This is a genomic window from Bradyrhizobium sp. AUGA SZCCT0182, from assembly GCF_018130185.1.
In the GTDB taxonomy this organism is placed as follows: domain Bacteria; phylum Pseudomonadota; class Alphaproteobacteria; order Rhizobiales; family Xanthobacteraceae; genus Bradyrhizobium.
Map to the genome: position 1 here is coordinate 35,659 of NZ_JAFCLY010000028.1, position 15,772 is coordinate 51,430.

13 protein-coding genes are annotated in these 15,772 nt (G+C 60.5%); 6 read left to right on the forward strand and 7 right to left on the reverse strand.

Translation table 11 applies throughout. The features are described from left to right. Window positions 1-75: 75 nt before the first annotated feature. A complete protein-coding gene (gene recQ / locus JQ611_RS26310; protein WP_212467017.1) occupies window positions 76-1,938 on the forward strand; it encodes a DNA helicase RecQ in 1,863 nt (620 codons plus the stop codon). A 15-nt stretch (window positions 1,939-1,953) separates the two neighbouring features. Here the strand turns inward: recQ and JQ611_RS26315 are convergent, their stop codons facing one another. Then, window positions 1,954-2,967 (reverse strand): 1-aminocyclopropane-1-carboxylate deaminase, encoded by a 1,014-nt coding sequence (locus tag JQ611_RS26315; RefSeq protein WP_212269381.1) that lies wholly within the window; start codon window positions 2,965-2,967, stop codon window positions 1,954-1,956. 160 nt (window positions 2,968-3,127) lie between these two features. Between JQ611_RS26315 and JQ611_RS26320 the strand changes: the two genes are divergently transcribed. After that, on the forward strand, window positions 3,128-3,592 hold the full coding sequence (locus JQ611_RS26320; RefSeq protein WP_212467018.1) for an Lrp/AsnC ligand binding domain-containing protein: 465 nt from the start codon (window positions 3,128-3,130) through the stop codon (window positions 3,590-3,592). Window positions 3,593-3,616: 24 nt separating this feature from the next. On the opposite strand, the gene JQ611_RS26325 is transcribed toward JQ611_RS26320, so the two are convergent. The 3 genes from JQ611_RS26325 to JQ611_RS26335 all read right to left on the reverse strand — a co-directional run bounded on the left by JQ611_RS26325 (window position 3,617) and on the right by JQ611_RS26335 (window position 7,481). Continuing rightward, complete coding sequence (locus tag JQ611_RS26325) at window positions 3,617-4,885, reverse strand: S1C family serine protease (protein WP_212467019.1); 1,269 nt, start codon at window positions 4,883-4,885, stop codon at window positions 3,617-3,619. Between the two features lie 185 nt (window positions 4,886-5,070). Further along, window positions 5,071-6,063: a tripartite tricarboxylate transporter substrate binding protein gene (locus JQ611_RS26330; RefSeq protein ID WP_212467020.1), complete on the reverse strand. Its 993-nt coding sequence runs from the start codon at window positions 6,061-6,063 to the stop codon at window positions 5,071-5,073. A 155-nt stretch (window positions 6,064-6,218) separates the two neighbouring features. Further along, complete coding sequence (locus JQ611_RS26335) at window positions 6,219-7,481, reverse strand: MFS transporter (protein WP_212467021.1); 1,263 nt, start codon at window positions 7,479-7,481, stop codon at window positions 6,219-6,221. A 187-nt stretch (window positions 7,482-7,668) separates the two neighbouring features. On the opposite strand from JQ611_RS26335, the gene JQ611_RS26340 reads away from it, so the two are divergent. Next, a complete protein-coding gene (locus JQ611_RS26340) occupies window positions 7,669-8,691 on the forward strand; it encodes an MBL fold metallo-hydrolase (protein ID WP_212467022.1) in 1,023 nt (340 codons plus the stop codon). A gap of 6 nt (window positions 8,692-8,697) precedes the next feature. Beyond that, window positions 8,698-10,086 carry an MFS transporter gene (locus JQ611_RS26345; protein ID WP_212467023.1) on the forward strand — a complete coding sequence of 463 codons (1,389 nt, stop codon included), beginning with the start codon at window positions 8,698-8,700 and terminating at the stop codon, window positions 10,084-10,086. An 858-nt stretch (window positions 10,087-10,944) separates the two neighbouring features. Here JQ611_RS26345 and JQ611_RS26350 read toward each other — a convergent pair. After that, window positions 10,945-12,600: a recombinase family protein gene (locus JQ611_RS26350; RefSeq protein WP_212467024.1), complete on the reverse strand. Its 1,656-nt coding sequence runs from the start codon at window positions 12,598-12,600 to the stop codon at window positions 10,945-10,947. Window positions 12,601-12,731: 131 nt separating this feature from the next. Between JQ611_RS26350 and JQ611_RS26355 the strand changes: the two genes are divergently transcribed. Both JQ611_RS26355 and JQ611_RS26360 read left to right on the forward strand, forming a co-directional pair. Beyond that, on the forward strand, window positions 12,732-12,932 hold the full coding sequence (locus JQ611_RS26355; protein ID WP_212467025.1) for a hypothetical protein: 201 nt from the start codon (window positions 12,732-12,734) through the stop codon (window positions 12,930-12,932). A 1,478-nt stretch (window positions 12,933-14,410) separates the two neighbouring features. Then, window positions 14,411-14,620, forward strand: coding sequence for a hypothetical protein (locus JQ611_RS26360; protein ID WP_212467026.1), 210 nt, complete (start codon window positions 14,411-14,413; stop codon window positions 14,618-14,620). Window positions 14,621-14,908: 288 nt separating this feature from the next. On the opposite strand, the gene JQ611_RS26365 is transcribed toward JQ611_RS26360, so the two are convergent. After that, on the reverse strand, window positions 14,909-15,088 hold the full coding sequence (locus tag JQ611_RS26365) for a hypothetical protein (protein WP_212415578.1): 180 nt from the start codon (window positions 15,086-15,088) through the stop codon (window positions 14,909-14,911). Between the two features lie 46 nt (window positions 15,089-15,134). Continuing rightward, window positions 15,135-15,464 (reverse strand): PilZ domain-containing protein, encoded by a 330-nt coding sequence (locus tag JQ611_RS26370; RefSeq protein ID WP_312012181.1) that lies wholly within the window; start codon window positions 15,462-15,464, stop codon window positions 15,135-15,137. Between the last annotated feature and the right edge of the window lie 308 nt (window positions 15,465-15,772).

The window sequence follows — 15,772 nt, forward strand, 5'->3', positions numbered from 1 at the left end:
CCTCGGGCGCCGGAATCCTGTATTGTTCGTCTCGCGCACCCGATTCCCGCCTGTTCACCCCGTTTTGAAGCCGATATGGAAGCAGCCCTTAACCGCAAGCCGGACAAAGCCCCTGACGCGCTGTCCGTGCTGAACTCTGTGTTCGGTCTGCCGGCCTTTCGGGGCGAGCAGGAAAAGATCGTCCGGCACGTCACGGACGGCGGCAACTGCCTGGTGCTGATGCCGACCGGCGGCGGCAAGTCGCTGTGCTATCAGCTGCCGTCGTTGTTGCGCGAAGGCTGCGGCATTGTGGTGTCGCCGCTGATCGCATTGATGCGCGACCAGGTCGCCGGCCTGCTCGAAGCCGGCGTCAAGGCAGCGGTGCTGAATTCGACGCTGTCGTATGAGGAAGCCAATGCCGTCGAACAGCGGCTACTGGCCGGCGATCTCGACGTGCTTTACGTCGCCCCCGAGCGGCTGTTGACGCCGCGCTGCCTCGGCCTGCTTGCCCGCGCCAGGATCGCACTGTTTGCAATCGACGAGGCGCATTGCGTGTCGCAATGGGGGCACGACTTCCGCCCCGAATATATTGGTCTATCCGTCATATCAGAGCGTTTCCCCGATGTGCCGCGCATCGCGCTAACCGCCACCGCCGATGACCTCACGCGCCAGGAGATCGCCGAGCGGCTCAAACTTACCGATGCGCCGCGCTTTGTCGCCAGTTTCGACCGCCCGAATATCCGCTATGAGATCGTTGACAAGCAGAACGCGCCCGCCCAGCTCAAGGCCTTCATCAGCGAGCGACATGCCGGCGACGCCGGCATCGTCTATTGCCTGTCGCGCGCCAAGGTCGAGGACACCGCGGCGGCATTGAACAAGGCCGGCGTGCCGGCGCTGCCTTATCATGCCGGCCTCGACGCCGGTCTGCGTTCCCACAACCAGGATCGCTTCATCAACGAAGACGGCGTCGTGATCGTCGCCACCATCGCGTTCGGCATGGGCATCGACAAGCCCGACGTGCGCTTCGTGGCGCATCTCGATTTGCCGAAGAGCATCGAGGCCTATTACCAGGAGACCGGGCGCGCGGGCCGCGACGGCAAGCCCTCCAGCGCCTGGATGGCCTATGGCCTGTCTGATATCGTGCAACAGCGCCGCATGATCGACGAATCCACCGGCTCGGACGCATTCAAGCGCGTGTCGGTCGGCAAGCTCGATGCGCTGGTCGGCCTCGCCGAGACCGCGGGCTGCCGGCGCAGCCGCCTGCTCGGCTATTTCGGCGAAGCGGTCAGCGCCGGCAATTGCGGCAATTGCGATAATTGTCTTTCACCGCCACAGCTTCTCGACGGCAAGGTGATCGCGCAGAAAATATTGTCTTGCGCTTACCGCACCGGGCAACGCTTCGGCGCCATGCATCTGATCGATGTGCTGGTCGGCCGCATGACGGAGCGTGTCACGCAATTCGGCCATGACAAGATATCCGTGTTCGGCATCGGCGCCGAACTCAACGAGAAGCAATGGCGCGCCGCGATCCGGCAAGTCGTCGCCATGGGCCACCTCCACGCCGACAGCGAGGCCTTTGGCGCCTTGAAGCTGACGGAAAGCGCGCGCGGCGTGCTGAAAGGTGAGACCGAGGTGATGCTGCGTGAGGCGCCCGCCGGCACCCGCGTTCGCGCCAGCCGAACCAAATCAAGGCGCGGCGATCTGTCGCCGCGGGCTACCGGAGAAGGTGCGCCCGCCGATGCAGGCCTGCAGGCCGCGCTGCGGGCCTGGCGCTCCGAGATTGCGCGCAAACGCGGCGTGCCGGCCTATGTCGTGCTGCACGATTCGACCATCGACGGCATCGCCGCTTCCCGCCCGGCGACGCTCAACCAACTGCGTAACATTCCCGGCATCGGCGACAAGAAGCTCGAGCACTATGGCGACGAGTTGATCGCGCTGGTGAAGGCCGCGGAGCACTAAGCACTCACCGCCGCGTTAGCCATTGCGGAACGTGTAGGCGTACCCGTTGATCGCGGGCGCGCCGCCGAGATGGGCGTACAGCACCTTCGATCCCTTGGGAAAATAGCCCTTGTTCACGAGATCGATCATGCCCTGCATGGATTTTCCCTCGTAGACCGGGTCGGTGATCATGCCTTCGAGCCGCGCGCAAAGCCGGATTGCTTCCTTGGTCTCTTCCGAGGGAACGCCATAGGCGGGATAGGCGTAGTCTTCGATCAGCACAACGTCGTCCTCGACGATCTCCTTGCCCAGTTCAACCAGGGAAGCCGTGTTGCGGGCGATGTCGAGCACCTGGGCCTTGGTCTGATCGGGCGTGAACGAGGCGTCGATGCCGATCACCTTGCGCGCGCGGCCGTCCTTGGCAAATCCGACCAGCATGCCTGCATGGGTCGAGCCGGTGACGGTGCAGACCACGATGTAATCAAAGGCGAAGCCGAGTTCCTTTTCCTGGGCGCGGACCTCTTCAGCGAAACCGACATAGCCGAGCCCGCCATATTTGTGCACGGACGCACCGGCCGGGATCGCATAGGGCTTGCCGCCCTTGGCCTTCACGTCTGCGATCGCCTCTTCCCAACTCTGGCGAATGCCGATGTCAAAACCTTCATCCACCAGCTGGACGTCGGCGCCCATCACGCGGCTGAGCAGGATGTTGCCGACGCGGTCGTAGACGGCGTCTTCATGCGGCACCCAGCTTTCCTGCACCAGGCGGCATTTCATACCGATCTTGGCCGCGACTGCGGCGACCATGCGGGTGTGATTGGATTGCACGCCGCCGATCGAGACCAGCGTATCGGCGTTGGATGCGATCGCATCGGGCACGATGTATTCGAGTTTGCGCAGCTTGTTGCCGCCGAACGCCAGTCCCGAATTGCAGTCCTCGCGCTTGGCGTAGAGCTCGACCTTGCCGCCGAGATGCTGCGTCAGCCGCTCCAGCTTCTCGATATGGGTCGGCCCGAATGTCAGCGGATAGCGTTCGAATTTTTCCAGCATGCGTCATCCCCGTTGATGTCTGATCTTGCGGGAACGCCTATCATCAGACGACGGAAAGGTGCTCTCTAAGTTGTCACCATATTTCGGCTGATTGGTTGCCAAGATCGTCCAGAATGTTAGTTTTCGTCCACCATCTGGCTTATTTATGAAAGATTCTTCCGTGAGCAACCGACTGGACCGCATCGACCTCAAGATGTTGCGTTTGCTGCAGAATAATGGGCGGTTCAGCAATGCCGAACTGGCCGAAGCGGTCGGGGTCAGCCCGGCTACCTGTCATCGCCGCACCCAGCGCCTGCTCGACGACGGCTTTGTCAGCGCGGTCCGCGCCATGGTGGCGCCGCGCAGGGTCGGCAAGGGCGCGCTGGTCATGGTCGGCGTCGTGCTGGACCGCTCCACGCCCGAAAGTTTCGCCTCGTTCGAGCGCGCCGTTGCGAAACTGAAATTCGTCCTCGACTGCCACCTGGTGGCCGGCGATTTCGATTATTTCCTCAAGATCCGCGTTGGCGACATGGAGGATTTCAACCGCATCCATGGCGAGCAGCTGATCGCGCTGCCCGGCGTGCGCCAGACCCGGACCTTCTTCGTCATGAAGGAAGTCGTCGACAACGCGCCGCTGGATTTTTGAGAAGGCGTTTTGGCGAGGAGCGGATCACTCGTTTGATTTTTTCGCGCTCGCGCTCTGTTCGGTCGCCGTGCAGGAAATCAGCAGCGTGAACGCCCTTGCATTGCGCGCGATATCGGACGTCTTCAGCTCGGCCTTTGCCTCGACGGCGGTCTGGTAGGGCACGACGCTGTTGTCCAGGAAGTCCCGCAGCGCGCCGGTCTTGATCGCGAAATTGATGTTCTCGGGGATGTTGCCGGTGGCCCTGGCAACTTTCAACGCATTGAGTTTTGCTGCCACCATTCCGGCGATCGTGCCGCTGGTGTCCAGCAGCGGCCCGCCGCTGTTGCCGGGCTGAACCGCCGCGCTGATCTGCAGGAAGCGGGTATCGTTCATGATGCCGCTCAGGGAACTTACAATCCCGGTGGTTACCGTGAAATCGGAGGACAACAGGCCGTGGAACGGATAGCCGATGGCAACGACGGTGTCGCCCGAATGGATCGCCTTGCCCCGAATTGTCGCCACTTCCTTGAAGGCGCTCGGCGCCTGCAGCAGTGCGAGATCGTTGGTTTCATCGCTCGAAACGAGACGCAGCTTGAGCGGAGCCTCGCCGGTCAAATTTCCGAGGATGTCGCCAACGCAGCCATTGATCACGTGCTGATTGGTGACAACGTGCCCGGTGGCGCTGACGACGAAGCCGGTACCCGTTTGGTTGACAGACCTGCCGCCCTTCGGCGGCGCTGCGTTCGGTTGTGCCGGCCCGGCCGCCGCGACTTGCTTCGGGGCGACCGCGAACTCGCCGGCGGCAGCAACGCCGCCTTTCTTGACGGTAGCCACGCAATTGGCGAGCGCGGGCAACAATTGCGCGGTCTGATCGAGCTTGAACTGGAAAAGCTGCCCTTGCGTAAAGGCCGTCATCGTCTTGGCCTTGCGGAATTGCGCAATGAGCGCCGAGTTATCCGGCATCGGCACCTGGAGCAGCTTGTCGGAGAGCGGAACGCCATGGACATTGAACGGCGTCTGACCATCAAACGTCAGGACAATCGGAAATGCCTGTCCGTTCGCAAACGCCCATCCTTCGTGGGCAAACCCCAGACTCCATCCCGCTTTATTGTCGATCGTGACGGCAAAATAGATGCCGCTGGCGTATTGCGCCCCCGCAGCGCAATGCGTGAAAGCGCCGCTCTGGTCGTGGGTATAGGCTCCGCCCTTCCAGTTACCGACATTGATCGTGCCATAGGGGCCGCGGGCATCCGAGGTTGAAAGCGTCGCAATCAGGCAGAACGCGGCAACAATTGCTTTGATTGCAAATTTCATTTCGATCCACTCAAATGAGCGTCCATCATAAGAGGCGTTGAAATCAAACCGCAAGCGCTGCGCGAATCTTCAGCGCCGCGTCACCGCGACCGGCGCGAAGTGCAGCAAAAGCCTCCACAAGTTCCTATTTTGTTCTTTCAACTCCTGCGTGTCAATCCGGAAATTGACCTGCGAGGCGCGGCGCCCTACTTCGCTTCGCTCGCCTTGACGCCAGAGCTTTCAACCAGCTTGGCCACCCGTGGCAGGTCGGCGGCGAACAGGCGTGCATGCGCCTCGGGCGTCAACTCGCTCTCAGGGAATGGCAGGGTGCCGAGCTGCGTCAGCTTCTCCAGCAGCACCGGGTCAGCCAGCGCCTTGCGGAGCGCCGAATTCAGTGCGCCGACGGTCTCCTTGGGCGTGCCCTTGGCCACGTAGAGCCCATGCCACATCGTGTAGCTGACCTCGGGCATGCCGAGCTCGGCGGTGGTCGGCACGTCTTTCAACTGTTCAAGCCGCTTGGGCGACGTAATGGCGATGCCGTGAAGGGTTCCGGCCTGAATCTGTGGCAACGCATTGGTCACCTGGTCCCACAGCAGATCGATCTGCCCCGCCAGGAGATCGCCGATCGCCGGCGCCGATCCGCGATACGCCACGACGGTCGGCTTGAAGCCGAGCACATTGCCCATCATGACAGCGCACAAATGACTGTTGGTGCCGATACCACCATGCGCGAAGTTCGCCTTGTCGCCCTGCAACTTGATCCAGGACACATAGTCCTTCGGTCCCGTGCCGGGGATCGACTTGCGGCCGATCAACACCATCGGCGCGTTGTTGACGAGGCCGACCGCCTCGAATGCGGTTGCCGTGTCGTAGCGCAGATTGATGAACAGGCTGGGCGCCGCCAGCAGCGCGACGTGATTGATCAGGATGGTGGAGCCGTCGGGCGCCGACCGGGCAACACGGTCGTTGGCCAGCGTGCTGCCGCCTCCGACCACGTTCTCGATGATGACAGTCTGGCCTAGCGTGCCCGACATCCGCTCGCCGATGAGACGTGCCACGGTATCGGTGCCGCCGCCTGCCGCATAAGGCACCACCAGCGTGATAGTCTTGGAGGGCGATTGCGCTTGGGCCTGCGTCGCAAGCGCGCCAAGCAAGAGGCCAAAGCCCGTAAGCGCGCTTCTAAAAAGCCGATTGATCACAACGGCGTCCTCCCTGGTTTTTCTTGTCATGCCGCATGTTTGCGGTCGTGCACGCGCTTGCGACGCCGCACTGCAGCAGGCAGCGCCGCCTCGCATGGCGTCAGATCATGCTGATTGTGCGTCAGCAAATCAAATACAAAGCGATGCGGGAATTCCTAGTGCGCCGGGCTCAATGTCGGACGCTGATAGCGAAGCCATATGACGGCGGCGGCGGCGGCCAGCATCAGGAGAACCGAAAACCAGTTGAGCGGATGCCAGCCCCAGCGATCCTGCAGAAACCCAGCCATGAAGCTCGACGTCGCGGTCGTGCTGAAAACCAGGAGATCGTTGAGCGCCTGGGTCTTGCCGCGCTCGCTCGGGCGGTAGCAGGTCGTCACGACAGTTGTGGCGCCGACGAACAGGAAATTCCAGCCGACGCCGTTGACGGTGAGCGCGATCCGGAAATTCCATTCGCTCAGCCCCGCGAGCGCGGCAGCAACGCCGGCCAGCATCAGCATGACGCCCCAGGCCATCACAGTCGTGGCGCCGTACCGGTTGATCAGATTGCCGGTGAAGAACGACGGCACGAACATGCCAAGCACATGCATGAAGATGACCCAGTGGGCTTCCGCGTGCGGAAACCCGCAGCCGACGATGGCCAGCGGTGAAGCGCTCATGATGAAGGACATCGTGCCGAACGCCAGCATGCCGGCGATGACTGAGGCGATGAAGCGCGGCTGGCTGGCAATCACCCACAGCGGACGCGGAGGCGCTGAAGAGGCGGCTGCACCCTCGGCAGCGGCCGAAGCCGAGACCGAGGGGAAGGTGATGAAGGACATCACCGCAAAGACGATCACATGCAGGCCGAGAATGGCGGCATAGGTCGCAAGATACAGCGGCATCACCAGATCATGCGTCACGCGCACGAGGCTGGGGCCGATCACCGCAGCGGCGACGCCGCCGGCCGTGACCCACGAAATCGCCTTGGCACGGTAATGGATCGGCACCAATTCCGCCGCGGCAAACCGGTACATCTGCAGGCAGGCTACCGCGTAGCCGAGGATGAGACCGCCGGCACACATGACCATGAAGTTGGCGGTGTATAGTCCGGTGCACATGATGATGGCGCCGGCCATCCCGAACAGCGAGCCGACGCGAAAGCCGATGCTGCGGCCGACCCGCTGCATCAGGAGCGCCGCCGGGAATACCCAGATCATGACGCCGAGGTGCTGCATCGTGACCGGCAGGTTGGCGAACTCTGGATGGTGATAGAAGGTGATGACGGACAGCCCCGTCGCCGCAAACATCATGGTGTTGCAGGACTGGCCGACCGCCTGGCAACAAGCCAGCAGCAGGAGATTGCGACGTGCGCGCCGGTCGAGGTCCTGCGCGGGATCCGCTTCCGGCTTGAGCCCTGATTGGGGGTTCAGTGCGTCCATTATTGTTCTTGCCCAACTGACCTCGGGGCGCCGCGCGTGACTGCCCGTCACCTTCTCTAGGAAAAACGACTGTTTCTCAAGGGCCGGGTGGAAGATTTTGCTGCCTGCAGCCGCATGGGAGGCATGAAAATCCCTTCGGCGTTGCTGCCCCCGCGAAATCGCGTAAGCTCCGTGGCAGGGGAAACGAATGTCCGATGATCTGAAATTCACGGTCCAGCGCCCGCCGGCCTATGGCGAATTGACCGACGTGCTGCCCGGATTGTTCTGGGTGCGGCTGCCGATGCCGACGATTCCCAATCACGTCAATTGCTGGCTGCTCGACAACGGTCCGGGATGGACGCTGGTCGATTGCGGACTGAACACCGACGACACGTTTGAGATCTGGGACAGGCTCTGGCGCGGGCTATTGCGCGCCCGTCCGTTGCAGAACCTCACCTTCACGCATGCCCATCTCGATCATTTCGGCCTCGCCGGATATCTGGTGAAGGAAATGAAATGCACGGTGCGCATGCCGCTCGCCGAATGGCTCAGCGGCTGGAAGATGTGGCATGAGCGCGAAGAGGTTCCGGACGAGCATTTTGCCGCCTTCATGACGCGGAACGGCGCCTCCGACGAGGACGCCGCCAGGATCATCCAAGCGCAGCGCCCATCGAAATATCTTGGCCTGCGGCCGCCGCGCGAATTCATTCGCATCCGGGACGGCGATGTGATCGCCATGGGGCAGCGCGAGTGGCTGACGATCACGGCGGGCGGCCATTCGCCCGAACATGCGATGTTCTATTGCGAGAGCGACAAGCTCCTGATCGCCGGCGACCAGATCCTGTCGCACATGGCGCCGTCGGTGATCGTGCCATCGGCGCAGCCGGAAGCCAACCCGATGAAGGAGTACCTGGAAGCGCTGACGCGGCTCGAGGCGCTGGCGCCGGATACGCTGGTGCTGCCGTCGCACGGCCTGCCATTTCGCGGACTGCATGCCCGGCTCGCCCAGCTGCGCGAACATCACCAGGCGCGGCTCGACGACGCGGCATCCGTCGTGTCAGGCAAGACGAATGCGTTTGCGATTGCGCAGGAAGTATTCCCGCGGGTGCTGTACGCCAATCCGCGCCAGGCTTTTGGCGAGTCGCTTGCGCATCTGAACATGCTGGCTTCGATTGGCAGATTGACGCGCGATGTCGATGCTAATGGTGCGATCACCTTCGCACCGGCGTAACACAACGTGCCATCAGCAACCGAACCAAATCCTTCCAACCCATCAGCCGGCCTGCTCCACTCGAAGGGGTGGCAGATCGCGATGATCGGGCTGGGCACCGCGACGGCGCAGCTCGACACGTCAGTCAATATTGCCTTCCCTGCCATCACCCGCGGCTTCGAACTTTCGATCGGCGACATCCAGTGGGTGGTGATCTGCTACGTCTTGACCTACGCCAGCCTGCTGTTGGCGCTCGGGCGCATCGGCGACACCATCGGTCACGCGGTCGTCTACCGGGCCGGCCTGATCTGCAGCGCGGTGGCGTTGCTTCTGGTCAGCTGTGCGCCCAGCTACGGCGCGATGCTGGTGTTTCGCTGCCTGCAGGGGATCGGCGCGGCACTTGTGATGAGCTGCGGCGTGGCGCTGGTGACGTCGCTCTACGGCGAGGAGCGACGCAGCCGGGCGCTCGGTGTTTACACGATGATGATGGCATTGGGCTGGATGCTCGGTCCCCTGCTCGGCGGCGCTTTGACTTCGATCTGGGATTGGCCGGCGGTGTTCTGGTTCCGAATTCCGATCGCGATCGCGGCACTGCTGCTGCTCCGCGGCCTGCCCGCGGCCCCGCCGCGCCTGACAAGCGAACGCTTTGACATTCCGAGCGGCATCGCATTGGCGCTGGGCCTGGTGACCATGCTGATGGCGATCAACCGCGTCAGAGAGTTCTCCGCCGTCTGGCTCGGATTGCTATCCGTCGTGGCGTTTGCAGGCTTTGCCTTCCGCCAGTCCCGCGCGGAGCGACCGATCATCGCAATGGACATTCTCAAACTGCCGGGCTTTGCGCTGCTCAACTTTGTCAGCGTGCTGGCCAATCTCGCAGCCTTTTCGGTCTGGCTGCTGGTGCCCTATTATCTGGCGCGAATGCCCGGTTACACGCTGACGGAGGGCGGCGCCATCCTGGCCGCTGGCGCGGCCGGCGCTGCACTGGCAGCGCCGATCGGCGGTCGCCTCACCGGGCGGCTCTTCTCATCGGAGCGACTGGCCATCGCAGGTGCCGCCATCATTGGCGCCGGGCTTCTGCTGCTGGGCGCATGGACGGCGCAGACCCCGACTGCGCTGCGGGTTACAGGGCTGATCGTGCAGGGTATCGGCCTCGGCCTGTTCCAGCTCGCCTATTCTGATATCGTGACTGCAACACTTCCGCTGACGGAGCGCGGCGTCGCGGGCAGCCTTGCGCTCCTCACGAGAACGCTGGGCACCGTGACCGCGGCGTCGGTTTTCTTTCTGGCGTTCGAAATCCTGCAAGCGACGCATGGCTTCTTTGAAGCCTTCCAGCAGACGTTTCAGCTCGCAGCGGTACTGGCATTTGTCGCGGCGGGGCTGTTGACGCTTGCACCGCGCAAGATCGGCAAGGCGTAGGCCACGCTCAATCCGGCGACACCAGCAGCCACGCCAAATAGCCGTAATAGCCGGTCGCGCCCAGCGCGATTGCGAGCGCAAGGCCGGCGATGATGTCGGTCGCGGCAGACTTCGACGCCTTCATCCGCCAATAAGACGAATGCTCCGGCGTTGGTTCCTCGGCATTGCCGGCGCATCGCGGAAGAATCAGCCCGCCGTCGCTGCTCCGCAGCTATGGCGCGGCACCCACTGTCGCTTGCGCTCATCGCAGGCATGCCGCGCCGAAGCGAAGGCGGCTGGCGGAGGGAGAGGAACTGGGATCGAACCTTCTCCAAGTAGCCTAGAGTAGTCCATAGGATCCAAGCGGGTCGTTGTGGGCCAGAGGCGTCTTGTCCAGTCCGACCCCGCCAGGCTCAGCCCAAGAGATCGCCAGAAACGGTCTGACAGCTTGCGGGGGCGGACCCAGGAAGCCAGCGGCGAATGGAGGCCGCCCCTTGACCTTTGGTTCCCTCTTGGATCCGGGCATCAGACGCTGAGCAAGTGCCCAGGAGCGGCCTTTATCCGACAATACGACGAGGCTCGGCCGCCCTCCTAGGCCACCACGGAGCCCTCTAGGGCCGCATGGTCGGCACCGGGCCACACGGGCCTCTGCGGGGAACTTGGGGGCTCGATAAAATTTCTGGAAATCGTAACATTCTACTTGCCTCGTCGGGCAAATCACTGGTTTATGAAGCGCTGGTCTAGCAGTCGCATACGGAGCCAGCTCGATGTCTGAACATCTCGATAGGTCTTCAGAATTAGTCGAAATATCCAAACTCAACGGCAGCTTCAAAAGGAACTATGGAACATTAATCGGCGCTTATCTGTATTTGCGCTCCGTCAATGCCGTGCGCGGTCAGTCTTTCTTCTGGGCCGGGTTGGCTTCGGTGGCTTTTTCCGTTGCGCTTGCCTGGCTGTTGAAGCACGGCTTGGCTTGGTTACGCGTCGGATGAGTGATTTCACCAGTGTTTCGAAACTTGCAAAACTCTCCGGTCCACGACGCGCGCGAGCCATTTCCGTAAATCTCGTCAACGATCCCGTCATGTCCGTGGTTCGAAGCAATAGATAGTCGAGCACAGCTTCATTCCGCTCTCCCAATCTGACCGCGATGATCCACCCCTCGGGCGTACCGACCCGACGCTTGATCGACCAATGCGGTGCGAACGTTTCCTGCTCTCCGCCGCGCCACCGCGCCAAGAAAAAGGACACACCCTCCTTATTCACGACCAAGCAACCCGAAGCGCTATCGAACGCGAAGCAGACGGATGCGTTTCGAAACGCATCTGCTAACTGCGCGGCAAGCCCAGCAAATAGGTCGAGCCACTGTTGCCGGGTGTCGATGTGGTTGCAGTCCCGCTTGGACGTATAGCCCACGAGGCTATAGGCTTGGCGCAGGCTGCCGAAATGATCAATGTAGGTTTTAACGCAGGGAACGCCCACGGTTGCGTTGATAATTGCCGGACTAAGGCGCCCTCGCTTCAGCAGAGTTCGACGCAGGCGCGTCAACATCTCTGCCTCCGAAATATCAACGCGACGATCTAATATCGTCTTCCTGACCTTGAAGAACACCTCTGGCTGAACAATCGGTTCGAGACAGCCCTCGCTCCTGATCCAGAGATCGGGCGGGTTGCTTACCTTCTTCTCTCGTAGCTTGCACGATTGACGGTTGTAGATGAGATTTCCGATGTAGTTTTCATTCCGGAGAATCCTACCTATTTGAGCGCGATTCCACGGCTCTTTCGAGTTAGTGGGTATCAATTTCCGATTGAGTTCTCGTGCAATGGCCGTTTCGGACCTCAACTCCAGGAATTGCTGGAAGATCCACCTCACCACCCCGACCTCGTCGGCTGCGCCGGGCCTCAGTCTGATATGGTCGGTGATGAGATACTTGCGGTCGCCATCGTTCAGTACCCCCTTTGACTGCAGCTTCTCATCGACCAATTCTCGCCGCAGAGCGTAGCCTGTCGGGGCGCCGAACCTGAATCCCATTCGCACGAAGCGGCAGACACCCGCGTGCACTTTTACAGATAGCTCGCGGCTATATTCTGCTGCCATCACCCTCTTAAGGTTCTTGACGATGCTTGAGAGCATGCTGCCATCATTGTCGAACTGCTCGGCGCAATACGCTACTTTAATGCCCGCTTTCTTGCAGACGTACTCGTAGTGAGCACTTTCATCAACGTCCTGGAAGCGTCCCCATCGACTTACATCGTATACAAGTACGTGCGCAAAGTCGGCGTGCCCGCTGCTAACGTCATCGAGCAGCTGCTTCAAGCCAGGCCTGTTTTTTAGCTGAAGTCCGCTTTCACCTTCGTCGGGGTAGGTTCGAACAATCGTCAGATCATGAGCATGCGCATATGCCCCTATGACAGCGGCCTGATTCTGAATAGAATATCGCTGCTTGTCGGTGGACATGCGAACATACTGTGCGGCACGATGGCCGCTTTGTGATCTCGGCAATTGGACGTTTCGAACCACGAGCGCATTGGCTGCCATTGTATGGCTCTGCTTTGCAAAATCGCCGTCGGCACTCTGCACCGTGGCGGAATGGCGTTTCCTGGCCGTTATGAAATCGCGCCAATATTGACCTCAGTTAGTGCTAGTCTTTCGGAATATTGGAGGCATCAATGTCAGACCAGGCCGTCGAAATTCTCATCACTAACGCGATCCACACGGCTTTCATAAAGTATCCCGAGGGTGATGGTGGCCCGAACCTCGACTATGAATGGATCGCGCCGGACCAGAGCACTCACATCGCCAGAGCGATCCTTCAGGATCTCGCGGCCAACGGATACCAGATTATGAAAAAGGCTGCCGGTGCCAGTTAAAAATGAAAATGCCAAGATTACGGCCGGTGCTATCACCGCCGTTATTATCGTCGCCCTTCTTGCGGTGATTGCCCTCGGCTTTCTTTGGATACCGCCCCCACCATAAATGCGGATAGGTTGCTGGCAGTGCCAACTCGGGCGCGAGTCTTCGAAAAGCAACAGCTTCGTACGCTCGGGAGCGTCGACCTCGCAGAAATTATACCACGGTGAACGCGACATGTTGGCGATCACGATGGCAGCTGAGAGCAGCGACGTTCTCGGTTCGGTTCGAAACCGCCGATGACCTGAAGAGCGCCAGCCGGAGCGTTTAAGAAAAACGCGAACCGCATTCGCGTATGCGATGGAAGAAGCCGGCCAATGGCCGAGCCAGCGCGCTAAAGGTGCGCTTCACACACTCGGGGAAGCTGCCAAATTTTCGAGAGGCGCTGTCAGACAGCAAATTAATCCGGTTGACCCCCACCCACGACAATCTGTAGGTCAGTGGCCCCCAAGAGATTAATAATTTACGGCTAGGTGCCCGGCCGGCGCTTCTACGGTGCATGCCCGAACTCACTCCTCGCCCTCATCCCGAACGCACCGATTGCTGGCACGTCTACTACGGACGTTCAGGTCGGCACGATCGCAGTTCAGTCGGGGCTGCCTATCACTCCAAGCAGTGGCGTCAGTTCCTTCATTAACTTTTCCGGTGTGAGCAATTTTGACCACTTCGTCGGCTGCCGGACATGCCAGATTATCCCGACCGCTCGGCCTTCGGCTTCCATCGGTGATTGAGAGTGCGTTGCGCTCCCGCCCGACTAAAAAGGGGGGCACATCACATGCCCCAACCTCATGCCCGTCCTGAACCATCGCTGATCCCAATTGAGCGGCCCCGCTGCCCCCAATGTTCCAAACAAATGATGCTTACGAGGATGTGCCCCAACTGCAATCACACGATGACGCGCACCGTCGCGCGCGATCCGATGTCTGACGAGGCGGGCTGGCGATACAGCAACGTCAAAGCCCCGGAGTGAGCTATGCGGCGCCACCTTGTGAGCTCCAGCACGACACTTGAAGAACGCCTGATCGATTTGGCTCGACGGGTCCGGTCAGATGTGGAGACGCTTGCGCCATGCAGCGAGCGCGACGAATTAGTCCAGAAGCTTCGGCAGATTGAAACGGCACTTGATATGAGCGAGTTCCTGTTATCCACTAGCTCCAATCGCCCGTAAGGCCGCCCAGCTGGCGGCCTTTTTCATTTCGGGGGCCGCAGAGAAGCTGGCCCCAGCAGGGCGGGAAGCTCGCTGGGGCCGGCCCATCCACCGCAACGCCAAAAAAAACGCCAACGGCGACTAAAGTTAACGCAACTTGTTGGATCGTTCCGAGCTACTTTGGAGTACCTCCGCAGCCTCTTCGTAAACCAGCCATCCGTTTGGAACGCTGGGCCGGGTCACTCGTTTGAATTTCATTCCAAGTGGTGTTTTTTGTCGTGGAGTAAAATTGTGAGTGACGTAGAAGAATTTAATAGACTGGTCGTCGGCGCTCGCTTCAAGATCAGTGAACTCGGAGCCACTCGATTACGATGGCTGGCCGGCAAGACAGGCATCGTTGTCGAGGTTTCCCGTCGCAATACGGGCGTCACCGTGTTGTTCGATGGTGCCCACAAACCAACTTGCCTGCACAAAGATTTTATCACCCCGATCTGGCGTTAACGCATCGGCTCGGCCCGGCTTCCCCGCAAGAGAAGGTGTTGTGGCGCCGGGCGGCTCCCGTCCCGCGCGTCACGGCCCCGCCGTCTTTGCTGTTAAAACGTCCAAATTTTGCCGGGCTTTGTGCCGGGTAAAACTACGGACGCTGCCCTTGCCACCATTACTTAGCCGATTGGTCCCTTTCACTTTTTGGGCAACCCTTTTTGATCCTCGTAAGCGCCGTATTCCTGCCGCGCTCTGTTCATGCTCCAGAGTGAGTAGTCCCGGAACAGAAAAAGGCAGTACCGCGTCTTACTTCCTTACCAGCCGCGCGATCCGCCGGTGATCATAAGACCAGATCTCGATGGTCGGATGTTCTTCAAGATACTGCCGGGCCTCCCGCTCGGCGGTTTGCGAGTCGGTAGCGGCGAGGTCATAGCTGGCCAGCGCGACCCCGCTAAGGTCGACCCCGTAGGCAATGAACTTCCTCATGGCTAGGGCCTCGATATTAATCGTGTCCTACGAAACGACGCTGGTATCACTGATGCCGGCCGAACCGTTTCTGGCTTTCCTCTAAATATTCTTGGAATTTGACGCCGATCAACTTCTCGGTTCGCCATATCACTGTGCACCTGATACGATCAGCGGCGATCAGAAGTGTAAATTGCGCTGGGATGCCCACCGGGCTGACTACCTCAAGCCCCGCTCCAGTCTCGGACTGGTTACGAATGAGACAGGCGATCGCGCGTCCGCTGAACTCGATGATACCGGTCTTCATGAAACGACCTTTGGTCCGCACAATACGATAAGTCAAAATTGGGGAACGCCAGGATGCATCTGCTTCCAGGGCAATCGCAATGCGAGCCACGCTAACCTTGTTTAGAACGATCGCAACGAAACTCGCGTGTTAAGCTTGATGTGCGCGTTGCGGGTTAATTCTGGAACTGCAATCGCTGCAGCGAACAGACTGCCGCGCGCCGATCGCAAGCGGCCTTGGGACCTTGTCCGGGATCACGCCGGCCTCGATGGCATCAGAATCCACGGATGGTCTAGGTAGTGGGCAGTCGTTTGGGAGTTCTTATGCCCGAGCAAAAGCGATTATTGGTAGACCCGTGGCACGGAGGGTTTTTTTTGGTCCTGGGAGACTTCACTTTCGCGCCTATCGCAGATGAACGA

Excerpts from the sequence above, each read along its gene's own strand:
- recQ (WP_212467017.1), top strand. The coding sequence starts at position 76 with ATGGAAGCAGCCCTTAACCGCAAGCCGGACAAAGCCCCTGACGCGCTG.
- JQ611_RS26315 (WP_212269381.1), bottom strand. The coding sequence starts at position 2,967 with ATGCTGGAAAAATTCGAACGCTATCCGCTGACATTCGGGCCGACCCAT.
- JQ611_RS26325 (WP_212467019.1), bottom strand. The coding sequence starts at position 4,885 with ATGAAATTTGCAATCAAAGCAATTGTTGCCGCGTTCTGCCTGATTGCG.
- JQ611_RS26335 (WP_212467021.1), bottom strand. The coding sequence starts at position 7,481 with ATGGACGCACTGAACCCCCAATCAGGGCTCAAGCCGGAAGCGGATCCC.
- JQ611_RS26340 (WP_212467022.1), top strand. The coding sequence starts at position 7,669 with ATGTCCGATGATCTGAAATTCACGGTCCAGCGCCCGCCGGCCTATGGC.
- JQ611_RS26350 (WP_212467024.1), bottom strand. The coding sequence starts at position 12,600 with ATGGCAGCCAATGCGCTCGTGGTTCGAAACGTCCAATTGCCGAGATCA.
- JQ611_RS26355 (WP_212467025.1), top strand. The coding sequence starts at position 12,732 with ATGTCAGACCAGGCCGTCGAAATTCTCATCACTAACGCGATCCACACG.
- JQ611_RS26365 (WP_212415578.1), bottom strand. The coding sequence starts at position 15,088 with ATGAGGAAGTTCATTGCCTACGGGGTCGACCTTAGCGGGGTCGCGCTG.